The sequence below is a fragment of the Streptococcus sp. 9.1 genome, assembly GCF_016648815.1.
GTDB classification, from domain to species: domain Bacteria; phylum Bacillota; class Bacilli; order Lactobacillales; family Streptococcaceae; genus Streptococcus; species Streptococcus salivarius_E.
The window spans coordinates 53,664-73,724 of sequence record NZ_JACLQS010000006.1 but is presented as its reverse complement, the minus strand read 5'-3'; the positions used below and the strand labels follow the sequence as shown (position 1 = coordinate 73,724).

General features: G+C 37.9%; 21 protein-coding genes. 1 reads left to right on the top strand and 20 read right to left on the bottom strand.

Going from position 1 to position 20,061, the window contains the following annotated elements:
• Window positions 1-6: 6 nt before the first annotated feature.
• The 14 genes from H7T93_RS05920 to dnaG all read right to left on the bottom strand — a co-directional run bounded on the left by H7T93_RS05920 (window position 7) and on the right by dnaG (window position 14,375).
• Window positions 7-1,212 (bottom strand): ABC transporter ATP-binding protein, encoded by a 1,206-nt coding sequence (locus tag H7T93_RS05920; protein WP_037611840.1) that lies wholly within the window; start codon window positions 1,210-1,212, stop codon window positions 7-9.
• Entirely contained in the window at window positions 1,212-2,021 is an 810-nt protein-coding gene (locus H7T93_RS05915) for an ABC transporter permease (protein ID WP_037611841.1), read from the bottom strand. Before H7T93_RS05915 ends, H7T93_RS05920 begins: the two co-directional genes overlap by 1 nt.
• Entirely contained in the window at window positions 2,005-2,961 is a 957-nt protein-coding gene (locus tag H7T93_RS05910; RefSeq protein WP_038676534.1) for a glycosyltransferase family 2 protein, read from the bottom strand. Before H7T93_RS05910 ends, H7T93_RS05915 begins: the two co-directional genes overlap by 17 nt.
• Window positions 2,958-4,106, bottom strand: coding sequence for a beta 1-4 rhamnosyltransferase Cps2T (gene cps2T / locus H7T93_RS05905; RefSeq protein WP_037611845.1), 1,149 nt, complete (start codon window positions 4,104-4,106; stop codon window positions 2,958-2,960). The genes H7T93_RS05910 and cps2T overlap by 4 nt, the downstream gene beginning before the upstream one ends.
• Before the next feature lie 126 nt (window positions 4,107-4,232).
• Window positions 4,233-5,768: a DUF2142 domain-containing protein gene (locus H7T93_RS05900; RefSeq protein ID WP_049545258.1), complete on the bottom strand. Its 1,536-nt coding sequence runs from the start codon at window positions 5,766-5,768 to the stop codon at window positions 4,233-4,235.
• A 6-nt stretch (window positions 5,769-5,774) separates the two neighbouring features.
• Window positions 5,775-6,779: a glycosyltransferase family 2 protein gene (locus H7T93_RS05895; protein WP_038676540.1), complete on the bottom strand. Its 1,005-nt coding sequence runs from the start codon at window positions 6,777-6,779 to the stop codon at window positions 5,775-5,777.
• On the bottom strand, window positions 6,776-8,053 hold the full coding sequence (locus H7T93_RS05890; protein ID WP_049545257.1) for a lipopolysaccharide biosynthesis protein: 1,278 nt from the start codon (window positions 8,051-8,053) through the stop codon (window positions 6,776-6,778). The genes H7T93_RS05895 and H7T93_RS05890 overlap by 4 nt, the downstream gene beginning before the upstream one ends.
• Window positions 8,046-8,378 carry a DUF2304 domain-containing protein gene (locus H7T93_RS05885; RefSeq protein ID WP_011226332.1) on the bottom strand — a complete coding sequence of 111 codons (333 nt, stop codon included), beginning with the start codon at window positions 8,376-8,378 and terminating at the stop codon, window positions 8,046-8,048. The genes H7T93_RS05890 and H7T93_RS05885 overlap by 8 nt, the downstream gene beginning before the upstream one ends.
• A gap of 5 nt (window positions 8,379-8,383) precedes the next feature.
• Window positions 8,384-9,079, bottom strand: a complete 696-nt coding sequence (locus tag H7T93_RS05880; RefSeq protein ID WP_173018418.1) for a glycosyltransferase family 2 protein — start codon at window positions 9,077-9,079, stop codon at window positions 8,384-8,386.
• Between the two features lie 74 nt (window positions 9,080-9,153).
• The gene (gene rfbD / locus H7T93_RS05875) at window positions 9,154-10,005 is read right to left on the bottom strand and encodes a dTDP-4-dehydrorhamnose reductase (protein ID WP_049545256.1); all 852 of its coding nucleotides are present in this window, start codon (window positions 10,003-10,005) and stop codon (window positions 9,154-9,156) included.
• 119 nt (window positions 10,006-10,124) lie between these two features.
• Window positions 10,125-11,051 carry a glycosyltransferase family 2 protein gene (locus tag H7T93_RS05870; RefSeq protein WP_037611851.1) on the bottom strand — a complete coding sequence of 309 codons (927 nt, stop codon included), beginning with the start codon at window positions 11,049-11,051 and terminating at the stop codon, window positions 10,125-10,127.
• A 10-nt stretch (window positions 11,052-11,061) separates the two neighbouring features.
• On the bottom strand, window positions 11,062-11,397 hold the full coding sequence (locus H7T93_RS05865) for a metal-sulfur cluster assembly factor (RefSeq protein WP_002884757.1): 336 nt from the start codon (window positions 11,395-11,397) through the stop codon (window positions 11,062-11,064).
• A gap of 53 nt (window positions 11,398-11,450) precedes the next feature.
• Window positions 11,451-12,560 (bottom strand): RNA polymerase sigma factor RpoD, encoded by a 1,110-nt coding sequence (rpoD, locus tag H7T93_RS05860; protein WP_002884252.1) that lies wholly within the window; start codon window positions 12,558-12,560, stop codon window positions 11,451-11,453.
• 3 nt (window positions 12,561-12,563) lie between these two features.
• Window positions 12,564-14,375: a DNA primase gene (dnaG, locus tag H7T93_RS05855; protein WP_049545254.1), complete on the bottom strand. Its 1,812-nt coding sequence runs from the start codon at window positions 14,373-14,375 to the stop codon at window positions 12,564-12,566.
• 162 nt (window positions 14,376-14,537) lie between these two features.
• Between dnaG and mscL the strand changes: the two genes are divergently transcribed.
• Window positions 14,538-14,918, top strand: a complete 381-nt coding sequence (mscL, locus tag H7T93_RS05850) for a large conductance mechanosensitive channel protein MscL (protein ID WP_037601679.1) — start codon at window positions 14,538-14,540, stop codon at window positions 14,916-14,918.
• Between the two features lie 157 nt (window positions 14,919-15,075).
• Here mscL and rpsU read toward each other — a convergent pair whose 3' ends face one another.
• The 6 genes from rpsU to H7T93_RS05820 all read right to left on the bottom strand — a co-directional run bounded on the left by rpsU (window position 15,076) and on the right by H7T93_RS05820 (window position 19,963).
• Complete coding sequence (rpsU, locus tag H7T93_RS05845) at window positions 15,076-15,252, bottom strand: 30S ribosomal protein S21 (RefSeq protein ID WP_002884573.1); 177 nt, start codon at window positions 15,250-15,252, stop codon at window positions 15,076-15,078.
• Window positions 15,253-15,445: 193 nt separating this feature from the next.
• Window positions 15,446-16,240, bottom strand: a complete 795-nt coding sequence (locus H7T93_RS05840; RefSeq protein ID WP_049545253.1) for a transporter substrate-binding domain-containing protein — start codon at window positions 16,238-16,240, stop codon at window positions 15,446-15,448.
• 67 nt (window positions 16,241-16,307) lie between these two features.
• The gene (locus tag H7T93_RS05835) at window positions 16,308-17,417 is read right to left on the bottom strand and encodes an aminotransferase (RefSeq protein ID WP_070476731.1); all 1,110 of its coding nucleotides are present in this window, start codon (window positions 17,415-17,417) and stop codon (window positions 16,308-16,310) included.
• Window positions 17,418-17,661: 244 nt separating this feature from the next.
• Entirely contained in the window at window positions 17,662-18,459 is a 798-nt protein-coding gene (locus H7T93_RS05830) for a transporter substrate-binding domain-containing protein (RefSeq protein ID WP_037601673.1), read from the bottom strand.
• A gap of 11 nt (window positions 18,460-18,470) precedes the next feature.
• Window positions 18,471-19,283, bottom strand: coding sequence for a transporter substrate-binding domain-containing protein (locus H7T93_RS05825; protein ID WP_201041685.1), 813 nt, complete (start codon window positions 19,281-19,283; stop codon window positions 18,471-18,473).
• Between the two features lie 215 nt (window positions 19,284-19,498).
• Window positions 19,499-19,963, bottom strand: coding sequence for an 8-oxo-dGTP diphosphatase (locus tag H7T93_RS05820; RefSeq protein WP_021143784.1), 465 nt, complete (start codon window positions 19,961-19,963; stop codon window positions 19,499-19,501).
• Window positions 19,964-20,061: the final 98 nt, after the last annotated feature.

Here is a 20,061-nt window from a genome sequence, read left to right as displayed (position 1 = left end):
TTTCTCTTAAGAAAAACTCCACTTCCCATTTCTTTGAATAATACCAGTTGCAGAATCTTTAGCTGACTCGTCATCTTCATCAATATCATCCCTATTTAGAACAATAACTGGAATCTCATCAGCTGGAAGAAAGGCTAGAACTTGGTTATTCGCATCCCTTACAGTAATTTCGAGTTTTAACTTAATATCGTTTAGCCCTGCCAGTGAACACTGATAGTTTACTTTAACATCACCCTTGCCACTTGTTAAATTATCCATCGTATTATCATTGTAAATCCAAATATTACGATCAATATCTGTAAATGAGATAGCAATATAAGTAGGCACATCTTCTAGCAGAGTATACATCAAATCAAATGAAATTGGTTCATTTGGTGTCGCTCTCTTAGAAGACAATAGTGATAACTTCAGATTTTCCACAACTGAACCACTTCTTTCAATTCCTGATTGTTCTGAAGTGATTACTTGTTCTGTATTGTCAAAACTATATTGATTGGCAACGTCTCTAGGCTCGCCTTTGGCTTTAATGTATCCGTCCTCAATCAAAATAGCCTTGTTACAGTACTTCTTAACAGCTCCCATATCATGGGTTACAAGAATTGTTGTTTTCCCTGATTTCTTACGTTCCATAAAGTAGTCATTACACTTACGTTGGAAGGCTTCATCACCTACTGCAAGAACCTCGTCAAGGATAAGAACATCACCCTGTGCCTTGATAGCCACAGAGAAAGCCAAACGGACCTGCATACCAGACGAGTAGTTCTTGAGTTTTTGGTTCATGAAATCTTCAAGCTCTGCGAACTCAACAATCTCATCATACATGGCATCAACTTCTGCCGTCGTAAAGCCAAGCATGGCTCCGTTCATATAAACATTCTCACGTCCAGTTAATTCAGGGTTGAAACCGACACCAAGTTCAATAAATGAAACCATTTTGCCATTTACGGTAACCGTCCCTTGTTCAGGAACATAAATTTGAGAAATAATCTTCAATAATGTTGATTTCCCTGAACCATTTCGTCCCACGATTCCGAAGAAATCACCTTCCTCAACTTCGAAGTCAATGTCTTTCAAGACATGTTGTTCTTTATAGCCTTTGATTCCTTTAAACCTATTTACTAGGGCAGTTCTAAGACTTTGAGTAGACTCAACCGGTAATTTGAAAAACTTACTTACATGGTCCACTTTAACTGCAATTTTCTTTTCTGTCATTAGAGAATCTCCGCGAATTTTTTAGCTTGATGATGGAAAATGTAGTAACCAATAGCAAAGATAACAAGTGGTAGGAAATACGGAATGATAGCAATAGCCTTATGTCCAATTAAATCCCAACCACGTAAGCTACCTGAGAAGACAATAAAATGTCGCAAGTCCTGAATAATTTGTGCTAAAGGATTCAACATCATCAGTTTTGCAATCTTAACTTGTCCACGTTGCAAAATAAATGTCAATGAATAGATAATGGGTGTCGCATACATACCAGCTTGCATAACTACTTCCCAAATCGGACCAATGTCACGGTACTTAACAAAGAGCGTTGCTAAGACAAAGGCAATACCAGCTGAGAAAAGGAAAAGTTCCGCAAATAATGGAATAACTGTCAACCATCCAACTGAAAAATTAACACCGTTTACCAAGGCAAAAACAAAGACAACAAGTAGGTTGATAATATAGTTAATTGAAGCCCCAACAACAGATGAAATGACGATAATCTCTTTCGAAAAATTCAATTTTCGTAACAAGTCACCCCTTGATACAATTGACATCATACCCATACTCGTCGCTTCTGAAAAGAAACTCCATGTAACCATACCAATTAAGAGGCCAATAGCGTAATGCGGTGTTCCGTCGTCAAAACGCAAGAAGCGAACAAACACTAGGTACATGATTGTAAAGAGCATAAGTGGTTTCAAAATAGACCACAAATGACCGATTAAACTACCTTGATAGCGCAATTTGAAATCGGTTTTAACCATTTCTCGTAACAAAATACGATTTTTCTGACTAAAAAAGTCTAACATCTTTCTCTCCTCTATATGCAAACTTTGTAAGAATCAATGTCGTAAACACAGTTGTGTGAAAAGCTCTATTTTTTCGATAACCGTATTTTCGGATACGTGCTAAACGTTCTCTAAATGGAGCATCCATAATTGTCACAAAGTTTTCAATGATTTCCTTATTCTGTGAACTTAACGGGAGTTCTAACAAATTTCTAGCCTGATCTTGACTAGCTTTGATAAGACTCCAATATTTGGCAAAAAGGATATGGGGTCTAACCCAATTTTTCATCCGCTTTCGCAAAGTTCGGGCGCCAAGGACATTACTGCTATGCTGACGATAAAGCTCGGTTGGCTCATCAATATAGACTAAGTTACCAAAGGCAGAAGCTAGCAAACCCAGATACCAGTCATGCATCAGTAAATCATGCTTTTCCTCACCAGTCCATAGTTCTGCTAAAGCATGGTTTATCATAGCAACGCCACCAGTAACTGTATTTTCAGTCAACTCTTGAATCAGCTCAGTATTCGCATGGTCAGACTGAGTACGAATCATACTCTCATGCAGGACAGATAAATTTTCATCCACTACCTTTAAATCTGTGTAAATGAGTAAAGGTTTATCCTGAGAATACTTTTTGGCTTCTGCCACTTGAAGTGAGATTTTTTCAGGAAGCCAAAAATCATCCTGATCACTGAAACAGTATAGGTCTGCCTCCCCATGCTTAAGTAAGGCATGGAAACTTTTGATTACACCAACGTTTTCAACATGATTCTCATTGATAAAGTGAATACGTGAATCTCGTGCAGCCAGTTGTTTAATAATTTCAACTGTCCCATCAGATGAACCATCGTCACGTATGAGAAGTTTCCACTCTTGATAGGTTTGCTCTTGGATACTCTTCACTTGTTCTGCTAAATACTGCTCACCATTGTAGGTTGACAGTAAGATATTTACTTTCATGATAAAAATAACTCCTCGTACTCACCTACAATTTTTTTCCAAGTAAAGTTCTGTTCCATGTTCTCCTTAGCTAACTTTCCTAGTTCAGAGTAATCTAAAACACCATCTACTTGATCAATCAAATAGGACAGATTGCCCTCATCTTTTTTCCAATAACAAGCTGTATCTTGAGCTACTGACCGGTTAAATGAGACGCCTAATACTAAATTCAAATCAGTTTGTGCCATAGCTTCCAGTAAGCCAGGGTTGGTTCCTCCAACTTCATGACCATGAATATAAGCAAAGGCTTCTTTGCGAATATATTTTAATAGGTCTTGATCATAAACTGTTCCAACAAACTTCACACGTGGATCCGTATCAAACTGTGTTTTAGAACGCAATTCCTCAAAATAAGCATTGCCCTCATGATTACAAATAATAATTAAATCACGTTTTGTTGAGGAACTCATAAACTCACGAATGGCCGTTTCATAGTTATTTTCTGGAACAAAACGACCAAGAATCAAATAATAGTTTTTCTCGTAAGTGTTCCACGTCTTGTAAATATCTCTAACTTTAGCATCCTGATTTGTAAGTCTTGTCGGTGATAAGTCTGTTCCATAAGCAATATAAGTTGTCTTAGACCACGGATAGGCATCTTGAATATAAGTTTCAATGCCTGGATTATCCGAGATAACTAAATCAGCATGTCTTGTCATTACTTTCTCAGAGTACTTTAGATAAGCTTGTACTGGCTTGGGCCACTTAGCTCTTTTCCACTCCAAACCATCTGGATTAATGTAGAATTTACCACCAATTTTATGAATCTTAGTAGCAAAGGGAGCCACAAAAGCACCTATAGTATTTCCTAGAACATAGAAAATCGGTTCTTCTATATTTTCCTCATGGATTATCTTCAAAGCGTAATTAATAGCCATCATATCATAGGCAATAACGCGAGCCGGTCCTAATTTCGGTGCCTTAATCGTGAAACAATCTACACCCTTATATTCGAAATGCTCATAGGCCTTTTGATCAGAAAGGCAGGCAACATGGTATTTAACTTGGGATGAAACTTGGTTGGAGACTAATTGATCTACAAATGTCTCAAAACCACCGTATTTTGCTGGAAGTCCACGACTTCCGATAATGAATACGTGTTGCATAAATCCCCTTTCTAACAAGTCTATAATCTAGTCAATTATACCATTTTACAAAGCTTTTGCCTAATGCAAACAGAAAAGCAGCCACTAAGGACTGCTTAAAAAAACTATTTATAAAATGCTAGAAATTCAGTTCTTCACACCGTAATACTGAAGAATTGTCAATACTACTGACATCAATATAAACAGATTGGCAATAACATAAACAAAGTATTCTCGTCTATCAATTGTCTCATCGAAGTCTATGTTATTTTGAGGATAAAATACTCTTGAACAGTTAACAAACAAACCTAATAGGAGTAAAACACCTGTGAAATAACGACCTTGAACACCTGCAAAACTAATATCAGCAGTTTGGCCCCACATAAGATATGAAGTCATTAAAATACCAAATGAAATTCCAATAGCTACAAGTGCAGTACCAATTTTACTAATTTTTGGTAAAGGTAAAGGTTGAGGAAGCATTAAAATAATAGAACTTACAAAGATAAGATAATACCACGAAATATTACCTAAACCATAGGTTAACCAACCGAAAGTAAATAATGACCCCATCTTATTGGGAATCAAGTCAATCCATTCCCGAAGGAAGGTCTTGAAAAAGACGTTAGCATGTGCAATAGTGAATTTTATCTTGTCCACTGGGTTTGCACCATGAGTTACCTTACTTGCATTAATATCACTCGATTGCTTCAACCATAAGAAACTTAATATGGCGGTAACAAAAATTAATAGAGCTGCATAAAGATAGTTCTTCTTAATTGTCATCTTTTCCTTTGGTATAAACAATAATAAGCCCACTAAAAGAACATATGGTAATTTCATCGTTGCTAAAACTAAGCTCAGTGCTGCAAAAATGATCATATCTCTTAAACTTACTTTTTGTTCTCTATTTATCAGATAACAGAACTGTGCTATCAAATAAAACGTTAATGCGTTAACCATTCCATCAGTACTGAAAGAAGCCGCTAAATAAACACACATTGGTAACAAAGCAATGGTGCCAAAAAGAATTTCAAAACCTTTAGCTTTCTTTATAGCAAGACGAGTAATTAAGGCATAGCAAACTAAATTACAAAATCGACCTAAAATAACCAACCATAGGAGACTAAGTCCTAGGATTCTTGCTATCCAAATACCAATCACTTGAGGAATGTAAGGGATAAAAGATGATGCATTGGTAACAATAAAAAGTGAAGAATGTACCTTTTTAAAAGAAACTTTTATCTTATCTAAACCAGTTTGCTTTAAAGGCACCTTAAACTCTTTAGTAACCTTACTAACATCATCTGAGACTTTTAAATCCTTGTCTTTTTTCGGTAGATAAGCATGGAAATCTGCTACATATAAGGCACGAGCAAAATGTGCATTCTCATCTGGAATGTCAAGGTTAGGGGAAGAAACAACAAATAAACTTCCTGAAAGTACAATAGCAATGGCTATTTTGTTATAAAATTTCCCTGGCAATAAAATAATGATAGAAAAGAATATGCCTGTTACTAACAATAAACTTTTAGGAAGATTAACCAGACTTCCCCCTAAATATATATATGTTATTCCAATTGTAAGCCAAACCAGGATAACTTGCACCCAGTGTTTTCGTAAATTCTTCAAAAAATCGGAAGAAACTTCCTGCATTTTTGAAGCAATAAAATCTGTTTGCATTATTACTCAACTACCTTTCACTTTTTTGATGACTGGCCAAACACCAAAACCACCATATTTCAAAAACTTCAAAAAGAATGGAACAACGTAGGATAAGGATGAATTGATATTTACTTTTTGAACACCACGTTTAACATACTTATTTTTATCCCAATGTTTTCCAAAATATTTTTCCATAAAGATAACAATATCTTTAAAATCTTGTTTTGTAGCCTCAGGGTAATTCAACAAACGATACGTATGACCAACACATAAATGCTCAATTGCTAAATATTGTAGTTCATTCTTATACTCCTCAAAATGATTTCCAAATAAATTAAACAGATGAGTTAACGAGTCATAAATATCAAAGATATTAGATTTACTTGAATTCATAATTGACCCGGGAGTATTAATAACATAATTAATAAGTGGTTTCTGAATATAATGGATTTTCTCAGCTCTACTAGTTAAATAGGGCATAACTGCAAGGTCCTCGTATAACTTACCTTTTGGAAAAGTAATGTTATCGTATAGGTCGGTCCTACAAATCTTCGACCATGCAGCATGTTTCACAACCATGAAATCTTTTTTCTTATCATACTTATCAAATTTAGGATTAACAATTAATTCTTTTACCAGATTTCCTTCATAGTCGACTAAATTAATATCGAAAAATATTAAATCATAGTTACTTGATTTATATTTGTTAAACTCTGTTAAAAAAGATCTATCCCAAAAATCATCTGAATCAAGTGACACAGTATAAAGACTATCGTGGATAAACTGTAAGCCAGTATTTCTGACATCAGCTAACCCACCATTTTCTTTATTAAAAATCTCTATATAAGGATATTTCTCAACAAATTCTTCTATTATTTTTTGAGATCCATCAGTACTCCCATCATTTATACAAATTACCTTAAGGGAACACTTTTCAATATCATCTTGATTTACAATACTTTCTAAACATCTTCGTAGATATTTTTCAGTATTATATACTGGAATAATTACAGTCAAATCGTAAGTCATTGTCTTCTCTCTTTAATTCTTTCTCTAAAATAAATAATTGAAATACCAAACACATACACAATCATAACTACTAAAAATGCTAACGAAGCACCAAGCATCCCCCACGAATAGATAAATGTCTTAGTAATTAATAAAGTAACAACTAACATAGCAACATAAATAGCAATCAGTAGGTGTTGCTTTCGCATAATGGTAAGGATGTTTTCAAAAATAATCGCGACAGCGTACAAAACTCCAGCTAAAATCAAAATTGTAAATGGTACCTGATAAGATGCTAAATCTAATCCAAAGACTAGTCCTAATACTTGGACTCCTAGTAAATAAGCTAAACAAACTACTAGTAACCCACCACCTATGATATAAAGCAAAAGTTTTTTTATAATCGAATCAAACTTCTCGTATTCTTTGTCCACATACAAAAAAGCAAGTTGTGTAATCAAAGGACGAACCATTAGAATAATAAGGCTCATGAAAAAGACAGGCATGAAGAGAATATTGAAATCTCTTTGCATTCCTGTTTGTAATACTCCCTCAGATAAACCTCGCTCAATGATTAACTTAGGCTCATTCAAAACATAAAGTAGTATGAAACCGTTCAAGAAAAGTGGGAAACACTCCTTAAGGATATCCAGAGACTCATGAATCTTCCTTAGGTCAAATACTCCTCTCCAATTAATTGATTCGAAGTGATGAACAAACCTAAACTCATATAATAAAATAAAAAGTCCATTCCAAATGGTCAAAGCTAGCAAGGATATAATAAGAGATTTTGAAATAAGCAAAGCAAGAAACAAGACCACCGTACTAGTCGAATAACGATAGAACATGGTCTTCCCTGCAATATCCATACGCTCACGTTGTTGAAACAACCCCTGAAAAAGATCAGAAACTGAATCCCAAGCTCGATATAAAATCATCAGAAACGCCATTAAAATAACAGACGAGGTATATCTATTTCCTCCTATTATCTTTAAATAAGGTAACAGTGTTACTATCATGGCAAGTATCGTTAAAATACGGGCTTGAAAGTACGCTCTAAACGAATGCTTCTGCCTTACATCTGTTCCATGATAATTTCGAACTTGAAAAAGACCGATAACTACCCAGAGAGTCCCGATAGACCATACCAAACTAAATTGGTCAGCTAGAGACGCCGAAGTCAATCGAGTAACGATTAAAAGATATAAAACCGATACACCTGATGCTGCTAAATTTCCCAGCAGATTCCAAAAATATATCGTTTTTGCATCTGGAAGCTGACTTTTTTTACTCATCTTTTCCTCTCAAGGCAATTGTTTGTACTAAGTTTTTGAACTTTGTATCAAGTTTAGATAAGCGAACTGTTAATTGATATTGATTAATCAGTAGAAGGAAAATGATAAAAAGGAAAATAAAGTTTACCGCCGAAACAATTCCTAATGCTCTCGCAATGATCTCAGCTAATTTTGGAAAGACACTAAATACAAGTAATACCAGTGAGAAGAAAATCCAAAATAGTGAATCGTTGATTTGTACTTGAGATTTTCGAATCCCTCTAAGAATGAAGGTAACTGTCGCTAGAGATACAAAAATTAGAACAATTTGAAACCAAATAGTCATGGCATCTAGCCTCGCTTTCTAAAGTTTTGAATGAGTAGGATTGACACAAACATGTGTGTCATATATTTGATAGAACGAGAAAGGGTCAAATAACTTTCTCCCGCTTGTCTATCTTCCATTCTAACTTGCGCTTCCGCAACTTTTACACCATTACGGATGAGATAAGAAACGGTATCTGGCTCTGGACCATAGTTAATATTGAGTGCAAACTCTTTAATTAAATCTTCTGAGAACATTCTCATTCCTGAAGTTGGGTCCTTAATTGTCTTACCTGTGGTAAGTTTAATAGCTGAACTAATTAAGATATTACCTAACATTCGTAAAGAATTTGGTCGTTTCTCTGTAACAAATCGAGAACCAATAACTAAATCAAAGCCATCATTGATTTTTTCTTCCAGACCTTGAATATATTCTGGTAAGTGTTGACCATCTGCATCAAATTGCACCGCTTTTTTATAACCATGCTCATATGCATATCTTAAACCTGTTTGAAAAGCTCCCGCAAGACCGAGATTCACTGGCAAATCAACAATATTGTAATGATTCTCATGGCAAATTTGTGAAGTCTTATCACGAGAGCCATCATTGATAATGACGTAGTCATATTGAGGATAATTTTGAATGATGTTGTTAACAACATTTTCAATCGAGCCTTCTTCGTTATAGGCTGGAATAATAATGAGTAAATCTGACATTTTTATACGTAGTTTCTCCTGAAAACTCTATTAAAAAGGTCAGTCAAATATATTCAAATCTATTTAACTGACCTTGATTCTTACTTCACTTCTTGTTTGTAAAACTCTTTCAAAGCATCTTGCCATGTTGGAATGACAAATCCTGTAGCCTTAGCCTTAGCCAAACTCATTGTTGAGTTAAGTGGGCGTTTAGCTTTGGCTGGGAACTGGCTTGAATCAACAGGTTTCACTTCAACATCAGTATCTTTGAGGATTTCAACCGCAAAGTCATACCAAGTTGTATCTTCTGCTGCATCATTTGACAAGTGATAGTAACCATATTCCTTACGGTTTTCAGCCAAATAAGTCATAAATTCTGCCAAAGTACGTGTCCAAGTTGGGCGGCCATGTTGGTCATTAACAACTGTGAGTGTCTTGTGAGTCTTAGCAAGGTTTTGCATAGTGAAGACAAAGTTCTTACCATAGTTACCGAATACCCACGCAGTACGGATAATGTAGTAGTTAGTCACATGTTTTTCGACTAACTCTTCACCCATGCGTTTTGTACGACCATACTCTGTCTGTGGATCTGGTTTATCATCAACTTCCCACTCTTGACCGACTGGTTTTTCACCATCAAAAACGTAGTCCGTTGAAATATAAACCAGCGTTGCACTATGTTTTTCAGCAGCCTTAGCAACATTTTCAGTACCTGTCACGTTGATAGCATAGTCAAGCTCTTTACCTTCATCTTCAGCAGCATCAACAGCTGTGTAAGCAGCACAGTGATAAACCAAGGTTGGTTTTACTTCCGCAAATACTTCATCTACTTTGGCAGCATCAGTGATGTCCATTTCTGCCACATCTACTGCTACATATTCTTCGTTACGTTCGTCAAGAAGGTGGCGAAGCTCAGTTCCGAGTTGGCCATTTGCACCTGTTACTAGAATCATATTTTTCTCCTTGTAATTTTCATTAATAGCACTTTAATTTTATCAAAAAAAGCAGAAAAAATCTGCTTTCATAAATAATTCTATACAACAAATTTATTTGTATAAATAGCTGGTTATCTTCACCCTTTTTCTTTAATAACATACACCGGTCGTTTCTTGGTTTCTAGGAAAATCTTTGAAATATAGTTCCCGATGATTCCCAAGGCCAAGAGTTGGATTCCTCCGATAAAGAGGATGATCGAGACAAGGCTTGCCCAGCCTGCAACACTCCCACCTATAGTTAGTTTTCGGATAACGACAAAGAGAATTCCAACCAAGGAGATTAAGAATGAGAAGGTTCCTGCCCATGTGGCAAGTTTCAAGGGTACTTCTGAGAAGTTGATAAAGCCATCAAGTGAGTAACTCAATAGGCTCCAGAAAGACCAAGAAGTCTCTCCTGCCACACGTTCACGATTTTCATAAGAGACGTAGGCCACATCAAAGCCGACCCAAGAAAAGAGCCCTTTTGAAAAGCGATTCACTTCCTTGAGCTCAAGGATGGCATCAACGACTTGACGAGTCATCAAGCGGAAATCACGTGCCCCATCCACCATTTCGGTATCAGAAACTTTATTTATCAACCAATAGAAGGCCTTAGCAAAGAGTGAACGAATAGGTGGCTCACCCTTGCGGTCAGCACGTCGTGTTCCGACAACGTCGTAACCTTCTTGGATTTTGGCATACATCTCGATAAGAAGTTCAGGTGGATCTTGAAGATCGGCATCCATAACTGTGACATAGTCACCTTGGGCTGCTTCAAGTCCTGCCAGTAAACCTGCTTCCTTCCCAAAATTACGAGAGAAAGAGAGATAGTGAACATTTTCAAATTGTTTTGAAACCTGTCTCAAAACTTCCAAGGTGCGATCTTTTGAACCGTCATTGACAAAGTAATAGTTGAAAGCCAACTGATTGGCCATTTGTCGCTCAACTGCCTGACAAGCCTCTAAAAAAGGATGAATAGTCTCTTCCTCGTTATAACAAGGAACAACGATAGCCAGTGTTTTCATAAGATTTCTCCTAACGAATACCTAGGGCGATACGGGCATAACGACTCATCTTTTCGATAGTCCATGCTGGTGTCCAGACCAATTTAACCTCTGTCTTAGTGACTTCTGGCACTTCTTTCATAGCGTCATAAATTTGGTCTGTCAAAAGGTCTGCCAGTGGGCATCCCATAGTCGTCAAGGTCATATCGATTTCAGTATAGCCATCTTGCTGGAAACGGATATCGTAAATAAGGCCAAGGTTGACAATATCAATTCCCAACTCAGGGTCAATAACCATTTCTAAAGCTTCTAAGATACGGTCCTTGATTTTTTCAATTTCTGCTTCAGTGTATTTTACTTCAGACATAGCTTTTCCTCCAAAATCAGGGCCTAATAATCAGGCCCCTTCCATTTACTATCTTAGTCTTCAATAAAGTCTTTAAGTTGTTTACTACGGCTTGGGTGGCGCAATTTACGAAGGGCTTTAGCTTCAATCTGACGAATACGTTCACGAGTAACATTGAAGACTTTACCAACATCTTCCAAAGTACGCATCTTCCCATCATCAAGACCGAAACGAAGACGAAGAACATTCTCTTCACGGTCTGTAAGAGTATCAAGCACTTCATCCAATTGTTCACGAAGAACCACACGAGTTGTGTAATCTACTGGATTTTCAATAACTTCATCCTCGATAAAGTCACCCAAATGGCTATCATCTTCTTCACCGATAGGTGTTTCTAGAGAAACTGGCTCTTGAGCAATCTTAAGGATTTCACGAACCTTATCTGGAGTCATATCCATACGTTCAGCGATTTGCTCAGGTGTTGGGTCTTGTCCCAACTCTTGCAAGAGGTTACGTTGCTCACGCACCAATTTATTAATAGTTTCAACCATGTGAACTGGGATACGGATGGTACGTGCTTGGTCTGCGATGGCACGTGTGATCGCTTGACGGATCCACCATGTCGCATAAGTTGAGAATTTGAAGCCTTTAGAGTAGTCAAATTTATCAACGGCTTTCATAAGCCCCATGTTACCTTCTTGAATCAAGTCCAAGAACTGCATACCACGTCCTACATAGCGTTTAGCGATTGAGACTACCAAACGAAGATTGGCTTCTGCCAAACGTTGTTTAGCTTCCAAGTCACCATTTTCAACAGCGATAGCCAATTCTTTTTCCTCTTCGTTACTCAAGAGAGGCACTACCCCAATCTCTTTGAGGTACATACGAACAGGGTCATTGACCTTAGCTGAGTTTGAACCAAGAAGTTCCTCATCTGTCAACTCTTCTGGTTTTGGGGCTTCAACAACATATTTAGATGAAGGATTTCCGTCCTTATCAGTGATAGAGATACCACCGTCTGTCAAACGTTCCAAAAGGTCATCAATCCCATCAGCATCAAGAACAAATGGGATAACTAGTTTTTCTGTGACTTCATCATCAATTGCTGTACCAGCTTTTTTGTGGTTACGGATGAAATCAGCGACTTGAACGTTAAATGCTGTATTTTGTTTTTTCTTTGCCATGTGTTACTCCATATCTCGTTTTTGGGCGATGAGCATCTGCAGGGCTTCCACCGCTGCATCCACATCACCGTGGTTACTTGATTCTCTTATTTGTTTACTTTGCTTACGAAAGTCCTGTTCCCTCAAAAAATGATTTCTACGCTCTTCGATAGCCTGAACTTCTTCAAGACTGGTTTCAGGTGGTAAAATTTCCTCTAAAACCTGATAATAGGCTGTTTGCACCTCTTGAGAAAGTAGAGACAAAGCTACGGTATCAATCTGACCATCTTGTTTCAGAATACGATAAAGCTCCTCTAACTCAGGTGTTTGGAAGAAAAACTCCTCTCTCATGCGATAGTCATTCAATATCATAGGATGATTAAGCATACGATGGAAGAGTTGGTTTTCCGCTCGACGAAGACCTGTAATCCTTGGTGTAGAAGGTAGTTTGACCGCCCCTCTGAACCCTGACGCCGAAGACTCATAAGCACTATTACTAGCAGCCGATAATTGAGCCGTCTGCTGATTCCTAATGGTCAACCGTTCGTTATTGACCGCTTGCTCGACTTGGAAAAAATCAAAGTCAGGCAAAAGGTCGGCCACCTTAGAAATGTAGGAATTTTGTGCCGTCACAGAAGGTGACTTGGCAATAATCTTAGCAATCTGCTCAACATAGGCAATCTCTGCTTGAAGATTGTCTACATTAGCAGGTTTTAGCTGTCCTATCCAAAATTCCACATCTGAAATACGGGACTCGACCAAGAGTTTCCCCAAAGCCTCTTCGGATGTTTTCTGTAGATATTCATCAGGGTCCATATTGTCTGGAATTTTAACAATATCGACTTGAAAATCCGATAAAAGCTCAAGAGACTTGGCGATCGCATTTTGCCCAGCCTTATCACCATCATAGGTCAGAACAATTTTCTTGGTTAACTTACGCAGACGATTAACATGCTCAGGGGTCAACGCCGTTCCCATAGAAGCCACAGCATTAACATGCCCAGCCCTATAGGCAGCAATGACATCCATGAACCCCTCCATCAGATAAACCTCATGTGTCTTCTGTATCACTGGTTTAGCCTGATCCAAGTGGTAGAGTTCGTAGGACTTATTGAAAATACGGGTAGCCCTTGTATTTTTGTACTTGGCTTGCCCCTTCTCTATATCTTCCTTAGTCCAAACACGTCCTGAAAAACCGATTGTCTTTCCAAACTCATTTTTTAGTGGAAACATAATTCGATTTTTAAAAGTGTCGAAAATGCGATTATTTTCAGAAAGATTAAAAAGACCTGATTCTGTCAGTACCTCTTCGTCATATTTTTTTGAAACTGACTGGTAGAGATAATCTGGTTCGTCAGGGGATAGGCCAATCTGAAAGGCCTTGAGTAACTCGTCAGTCATCCCACGCTCATAGAGGTAGGCACGCGCTGCTTCTCCTATCTTAGTCGTCATGAGAACAGCATGATAAAACTTAAGTGCATCCTCATGAAGATCATAAAAAGCTTGATTAGGAGAATTTTGCTGCTTGGCTTGTCTTGGCGCATCTATACTAACTGCGATACCTAGCCGATCTGCCAGAACCTTGACACTTTCTTGAAAAGAAATCTGACGATATTCTTCTAAAAATTTGAAGACATCGCCAGACTTGCCACAACCAAAGCAATGGTAAAACTGTCTGTCCTCAATAACATTAAATGAGGGGGTTTTCTCCTTATGGAAGGGGCAGAGACCCAGGTAATTGCGGCCAGCACGATTAAGACTGACAACTTCACCAATCACGTCGACGATATTGGTACTACTCTTAATATCTTCTATTAAAGCTTTATCAATTACCATCTAATCGCCCCCTATCTTACCATAATTGCATTACCCCTAATTATAACACGATGAAAAATGAAAGTAAAATAAAATTGATTTTTCATGAGCAAATCTCTTGTCAAGATTTACAAAACCAGATAAAATATTAAAAGTAAATAAAAGAAAGGATTCATTGTCAAAATGATTAAAGAACTTAAAGACTTTTTGTTCAAGGGTAATGTCCTTGATCTTGCTGTAGCCGTTGTTATGGGGGCTGCTTTCAACGCTATCATCACTTCACTTGTTGGTGATATCATCACACCACTTATCCTTAACCCAGTTGTTAAGGCCGCTAACGTTGAAAACCTCTCTAAATTGTCATGGAACGGTATCGCATACGGTAGCTTCTTGAGCGCAGTTATCAACTTCATCATCGTTGGTACTACTCTCTTCTTCGTTGTTAAAGCTGCTAGCAAAGCAACTGCTCTTAGCAAAAAAGAAGCTGAGGATGCTGCTGAAGCAGCAGGTCCATCACAAGAAGAATTGCTTACTGAAATCCGCGATCTTCTTGCAAACAAATAATCTTTATTTGTTCAACTAAAGACATATGAAACTTAAGACGTCTGAAATCTCAGACGTCTTATTTTTTGTATCTCAGGACTACTAACTGACTTATTTATTCGATGAAAAGAAAAAAACTTGAGAAGACTCAAGTTTTTTCTGTTAATTTCATTCTTAATTAGAATTTTTTACGTTTGCGAGCTGCCTCTGATTTACGTTTACGTTTTACAGAAGGTTTTTCGTAATGTTCACGTTTACGAGCCTCTTGAAGAGTACCAGCTTTAGTCACAGAACGTTTGAAACGACGAAGAGCGTCGTCAAGTGATTCGTTTTTACGTACTACTGTTTTTGACATTGAATTCACCTCCTCAAGATAATGTAACATTTTACACGTTCTATTCAAGTATACAAGACTCGTCTTTTTCTGTCAAGAAATATATTTTAAGTTTAGGAATTTTTGCTATTACAGTTGACTTCTAAGTCTACTAAAACTATCCAAGTTTTTTCCTATACAAAAACTAGAGGAGGCATCTCCCCTAGCTACTGATTTATTCAACTGCTGTGTATTTAGAAGCATCCTTGATGTACTCGTCGTAAGTACCATCTGCTTTCAATTTCTTGACGACTTTGTTGACTACTTCTTTCAATCTTTCGTTGCCTTTAGCCATAGCGACTGCTTTTGCATCGCCATCATCAACTTTGAGGGCAACGCTTGCCAAAGCCAAATCTGAATTTTGTGCCACGTAACCTTCTGCTACTGGTTTTTCAAGGTCAACAGCATCAACTTGGCCAGATTTCACCTCGTTAATCGCCTCACCCATTGCTGTAAGTGATACGACTGTTGAATCTTTCAATTGTTTCTTAGCAAGGCCTTCTTCAATGGTACCTTTTTGAACTGCTACTTTCTTACCTTTGAAAGCATCAAGACTTGAGTAAGTAGACTCTTGATCTTTGCGAACGATGATAGCATTTTGTGTTTCGTAGTAAGGATCTGAGAAATCAAAGGTTTTCTTACGTTCGGCTGTTACTGAGATACCTGAGATAGCAAGATCAGCCTTACCTGATTGAAGGCTAGAAAGGACATTGTCAAAGCTCATAGTTGTCACTTCGAGTTTAACTCCAAGTTCATCAGCAATAGCTTGTGCCAACTTGATGTCTGACCCGACAACTTGGTCTTTACCGTCTACCAATGTTTTGAACTCAAATGGTGCATAGTCAGGGCTAACAGCTACGACAAGTTTTTTATTTTCTTTAATAGATTCGTAAGCGTCTTTTTTTGACCCACATGCCACCAAAGTAACAGCAGCAAGGAGAGCCATAGCTCCGAGGAATAGTTTTTTCATTTTCATAAGAAACTCCTGTATAAATATAATTTTTCGCTTGTTATTTTACTTAAAATTAGTAGCATTGTCAACATTTATTAAGAAATTGCGACAGTTTTTCCAAGCCCTTTTGAAGGACCTCCTTATCGCAACAATAACCAATGCGGACATGCGACTCCTTGTCAAAACGGTTACCTGGAACCACAAGCACACCGTACTCCTGAAGAAGCTCTAAGGCGAACTCTTCAATGGGACGGTCAACATCTAATTTGACGAAGGAAGTTGACACACTGGCAGGACGAATCCAGCTAGCCTTAGGCTCTTTGGCAATCCACACGTCCATAAGAGCTAGATTTTCCTCTACAATCTGACGATTACGTTCCAAGATGGCTTCTTTATTTTCTAAAACAAGGGTAGCCACCATATCGTCGAAGACACCTGCACAAATCATTGTGTAATCGCGGTAGTCCCGCAGAATGTCTGCCACCTCAGTATTAGAAGCTACCCAACCAACTCGAATACCAGGAATCGAATAGGTCTTTGACAGACTATTGACGGCAATGCCCCTTTCATACAAATCCACAATAGAAGGCGTAGGCTGGTCAAAACTGAGATAGACCTCATCTGAGAAGATATAGGCGTCTACTTCTTTAGCGATAGCCACCAGCTCCTCGAGGTAAGCAGCGTCCATAAGGGCACCGGTAGGATTGTTGGCGTTGTTAATACAGATCATCTTGGTATTAGGGCGAATCAGACGACGGAGTTGATCCAAATCAGGCAACCAGCCCTTGTCCTCTTCAACCTCCCAGAGATCCACGTCTGCCCCTAGCGACTTAGGAATGTCATAGAGCTGTTGATAGGTCGGATACATGGAAATGACATGGTCGTCAGGCTCAATAAGAGCGTAAAGAGCTAGCATCGTCGCTCCTGTAGCCCCATTGGTTTGGAGGATATTATCAACCGGCATGTTCTTGTATAAGCTAGCCACTTGAGTCTTGAACTCTGGTGACCCCTCAATCCAGCCGTAATCCATCTTTTTCTTTAGTAGTTGGGCAAAAAAGGCGTCCTTATCAAGGCCTGATAGGTCAAATAATTCTTCCATTGTGAGGGCCTTAATTGAAACTCCTGCGATATCATATATGGCAGATTTTTCATGGACATTAAGCCATTCTTCAACACCAAAACGTGGTAGCTTCATAGTTTCTCCTTGCTTTTCTTAAGCACTCTATACGATGTCATTTGTCTATTTTGACAGACTTACCTACTTTGATAATAACTGTTTTTAACAGAGAATTCAATAAAAAATGGGGGATTGCCCCATTTTAGATTTAAGACTATTTTTGAGACTCTCTTTAGTGGGCAAAGCGAGTGTCAAACGAAACCTTCCACCGTGATAAAAGCACCTGAAATTTACTATTTTCAGGTGCTCGGAAGTTTTAAATTTACTTACTTTGTTTGTAGGTTGATGCTTCTTTCAACCATTGGTCAAATTTTCCAGAGTCCTTAGTCTCTTTGATGACGGCATTGATTTCTTTAAGCAAGTCATCTGAACCCTTACGTGTTGCGACGGCATAAGCATCTGTGCCATCTGACTTGAGATTAAAGTTGGCAAGGGTTAAATCATCATTTTGAGCGATATAACCTTCTGCAATGGCCTTCTCAAGTACAACTGCTTGAAGCTGACCTGACTTGAGTTCGTTAATCATTTCACCATTTGAAGACAGTGATACGACACTTGCCTTAGGGATTTGTTTCTTAGCAACGGTTTCTTGGACAGACCCTTTTTGCGTACCGACCGTTTGTTTTGCGAGACTATCAGTGCTTGTGTAGTCATTTACCTTGTCTTTTTTGACAATCACTACATTTTCTGACGTATAGTAGCTGTCAGAAAAATCATAAACCTTCTTACGTTCGTCTGTCACCGAAATCCCTGCAATGGCGATATCGGCTTTACCACTTTGCACGTTAGCAAGAACATTATCAAAAGACATCACTGAAAATTCAACCTTTACACCGAGTTTTTCACCGATAGCTTTGGCCAATTCGATATCTGCTCCAACCAGCGTATCTTTGCCGTTAACCAACGATTTGAACTCAAAAGGCGCAAATTCAGATTCTGTTGCCACGACAATTTTCTTCTTTTCCTTAATCGTTTTGGGACTTACTCCCTGACTTCCGCTACAAGCAACTAGAAAGCACGTGGCGACTAGAGCTGTAAGGATAAACCAAACTTTCTTCATATAATAACCCCTTATTTACTAGAACTCTTAAGTGAAAGAGCATAGGCATCTTGAACATAGCTGTCAATCTTACCTTCTTTTTTGAGTTTAGCGATAACCTTCTTAACCTTTGCTTTTAGTTTATCGCTTCCCTTAGGCATTGCGACGGCATAGGCATCTTTTGAATCTGACTTGAGCGTAATGTCTGACACAGCTAGATCACTGTTTTGATCTACATAACCTTGTGCAATGGCTTTTTCAAGAACCACTCCTTCAACTTGACCAGATTTCAATTCATTGATAGCTTCACCAGGTTGTGCCAAGGATACCACATTAGCATCTGACAAGTTTGCTTTGGCGATGTTTTCTTGAATAGAACCTTTTTGAACGGCTACAGATTTTTTAGCAAAATCACCGGTTTGTTTGTAAGTTCCTGTCGCATCTTTTTTGACAACAAGAACCGTTTCAGACTCATAGTAAGTATCTGAGAAATCAAAGATTTTTTGACGTTCTTCAGTAGCTGAGATTCCGGAAATGGCGATATCTGCCTTACCAGATTGAACATTGGCTAAGACATTATCAAAAGACATTTCAGAGAATTTAACTTTTACACCAAGCTCATCTGCAATAGCCTTAGCAATTTCAACATCTGCCCCAACAATCGTATCCTTACCATTTTGGATTGTCTTGAATTCAAAAGGAGCAAAGTGAGGATTAAGAGCAACTGTCAAAGTTCCTTTATCTTGTACCTTTTCCAAAGTGTCCTTCGACGAAGAACAAGCTGCTAAAGTCGTCAAAGCAAAGATTCCTGCAAATCCCAACAAAAGTTTTTTCCATGTTTTCATAATCAATCTCTTTTCTATATTTATTAACTTATGTAAGTATAATAATGCATTATTATGCATTTGTCAATGAAAAAATGAACTTTTATTGATTATAATTTTCATTTTTATTAATTTTATCGTCATTGCAAAATCTAAAAATTACTTATTTAAAGCTCTTCTTTCTGATTTTAACGACAAAAAAACTATTCATTCATTTGAATAAATAGTTCATATTCTTACCAAAATTCTCGGATAAAGTCATTTTCAAGACGCTCACGATAGAAAAGTTCAGAGAGTTGGTCCTCTTCAAACACGCGCAGGAGGTTGAGCATGTCATAGGCCAGCTCCATCTTAGGTACGTCCTCCCTGGCAACCCAACGGACTTCTCCCTCTTCTGTCGAATGAATGTCTCCTTCAAAGTCTGAAGTTCTATAGAGGAAAACAAGATAACGCTCGTCATCTGTCGTGTACCAATGCTTCATACCAACCAATTTAGGATTTTTAATGGTCAAGCCAGTTTCTTCCTTGACCTCACGAATAACTGACTCCACTAGCCCCTCGTGTGCTTCAATATGACCACCAGGTAGGGCAGCACCCGACCAAGAATAACGCTTGGGATCGCGAATTTGCATGACAATATTCCCTTGACCATCTTCGATGAGACACATGTTGGTCAGAATAGTAGCTTGTGAACGTGACATAGATAGTCCTTTCTAGTAAGTAGTCAAATAAAATCTTAACAATTATTTTTTAATCGACTCTCGATGTCGCAAATGCAGATAAATAGAAGCATAGAAAG

Bases quoted from the DNA above. Each gene is read 5' to 3' on its own strand.
- H7T93_RS05920 (WP_037611840.1), bottom strand. From the start codon at position 1,212: ATGACAGAAAAGAAAATTGCAGTTAAAGTGGACCATGTAAGTAAGTTT.
- H7T93_RS05915 (WP_037611841.1), bottom strand. From the start codon at position 2,021: ATGTTAGACTTTTTTAGTCAGAAAAATCGTATTTTGTTACGAGAAATG.
- H7T93_RS05910 (WP_038676534.1), bottom strand. From the start codon at position 2,961: ATGAAAGTAAATATCTTACTGTCAACCTACAATGGTGAGCAGTATTTA.
- cps2T (WP_037611845.1), bottom strand. From the start codon at position 4,106: ATGCAACACGTATTCATTATCGGAAGTCGTGGACTTCCAGCAAAATAC.
- H7T93_RS05900 (WP_049545258.1), bottom strand. From the start codon at position 5,768: ATGCAAACAGATTTTATTGCTTCAAAAATGCAGGAAGTTTCTTCCGAT.
- H7T93_RS05895 (WP_038676540.1), bottom strand. From the start codon at position 6,779: ATGACTTACGATTTGACTGTAATTATTCCAGTATATAATACTGAAAAA.
- H7T93_RS05890 (WP_049545257.1), bottom strand. From the start codon at position 8,053: ATGAGTAAAAAAAGTCAGCTTCCAGATGCAAAAACGATATATTTTTGG.
- H7T93_RS05885 (WP_011226332.1), bottom strand. From the start codon at position 8,378: ATGACTATTTGGTTTCAAATTGTTCTAATTTTTGTATCTCTAGCGACA.
- rfbD (WP_049545256.1), bottom strand. From the start codon at position 10,005: ATGATTCTAGTAACAGGTGCAAATGGCCAACTCGGAACTGAGCTTCGC.
- H7T93_RS05870 (WP_037611851.1), bottom strand. From the start codon at position 11,051: ATGAAAACACTGGCTATCGTTGTTCCTTGTTATAACGAGGAAGAGACT.
- H7T93_RS05865 (WP_002884757.1), bottom strand. From the start codon at position 11,397: ATGTCTGAAGTAAAATACACTGAAGCAGAAATTGAAAAAATCAAGGAC.
- rpoD (WP_002884252.1), bottom strand. From the start codon at position 12,560: ATGGCAAAGAAAAAACAAAATACAGCATTTAACGTTCAAGTCGCTGAT.
- dnaG (WP_049545254.1), bottom strand. From the start codon at position 14,375: ATGGTAATTGATAAAGCTTTAATAGAAGATATTAAGAGTAGTACCAAT.
- mscL (WP_037601679.1), top strand. From the start codon at position 14,538: ATGATTAAAGAACTTAAAGACTTTTTGTTCAAGGGTAATGTCCTTGAT.
- rpsU (WP_002884573.1), bottom strand. From the start codon at position 15,252: ATGTCAAAAACAGTAGTACGTAAAAACGAATCACTTGACGACGCTCTT.
- H7T93_RS05840 (WP_049545253.1), bottom strand. From the start codon at position 16,240: ATGAAAAAACTATTCCTCGGAGCTATGGCTCTCCTTGCTGCTGTTACT.
- H7T93_RS05835 (WP_070476731.1), bottom strand. From the start codon at position 17,417: ATGAAGCTACCACGTTTTGGTGTTGAAGAATGGCTTAATGTCCATGAA.
- H7T93_RS05830 (WP_037601673.1), bottom strand. From the start codon at position 18,459: ATGAAGAAAGTTTGGTTTATCCTTACAGCTCTAGTCGCCACGTGCTTT.
- H7T93_RS05825 (WP_201041685.1), bottom strand. From the start codon at position 19,283: ATGAAAACATGGAAAAAACTTTTGTTGGGATTTGCAGGAATCTTTGCT.
- H7T93_RS05820 (WP_021143784.1), bottom strand. From the start codon at position 19,963: ATGTCACGTTCACAAGCTACTATTCTGACCAACATGTGTCTCATCGAA.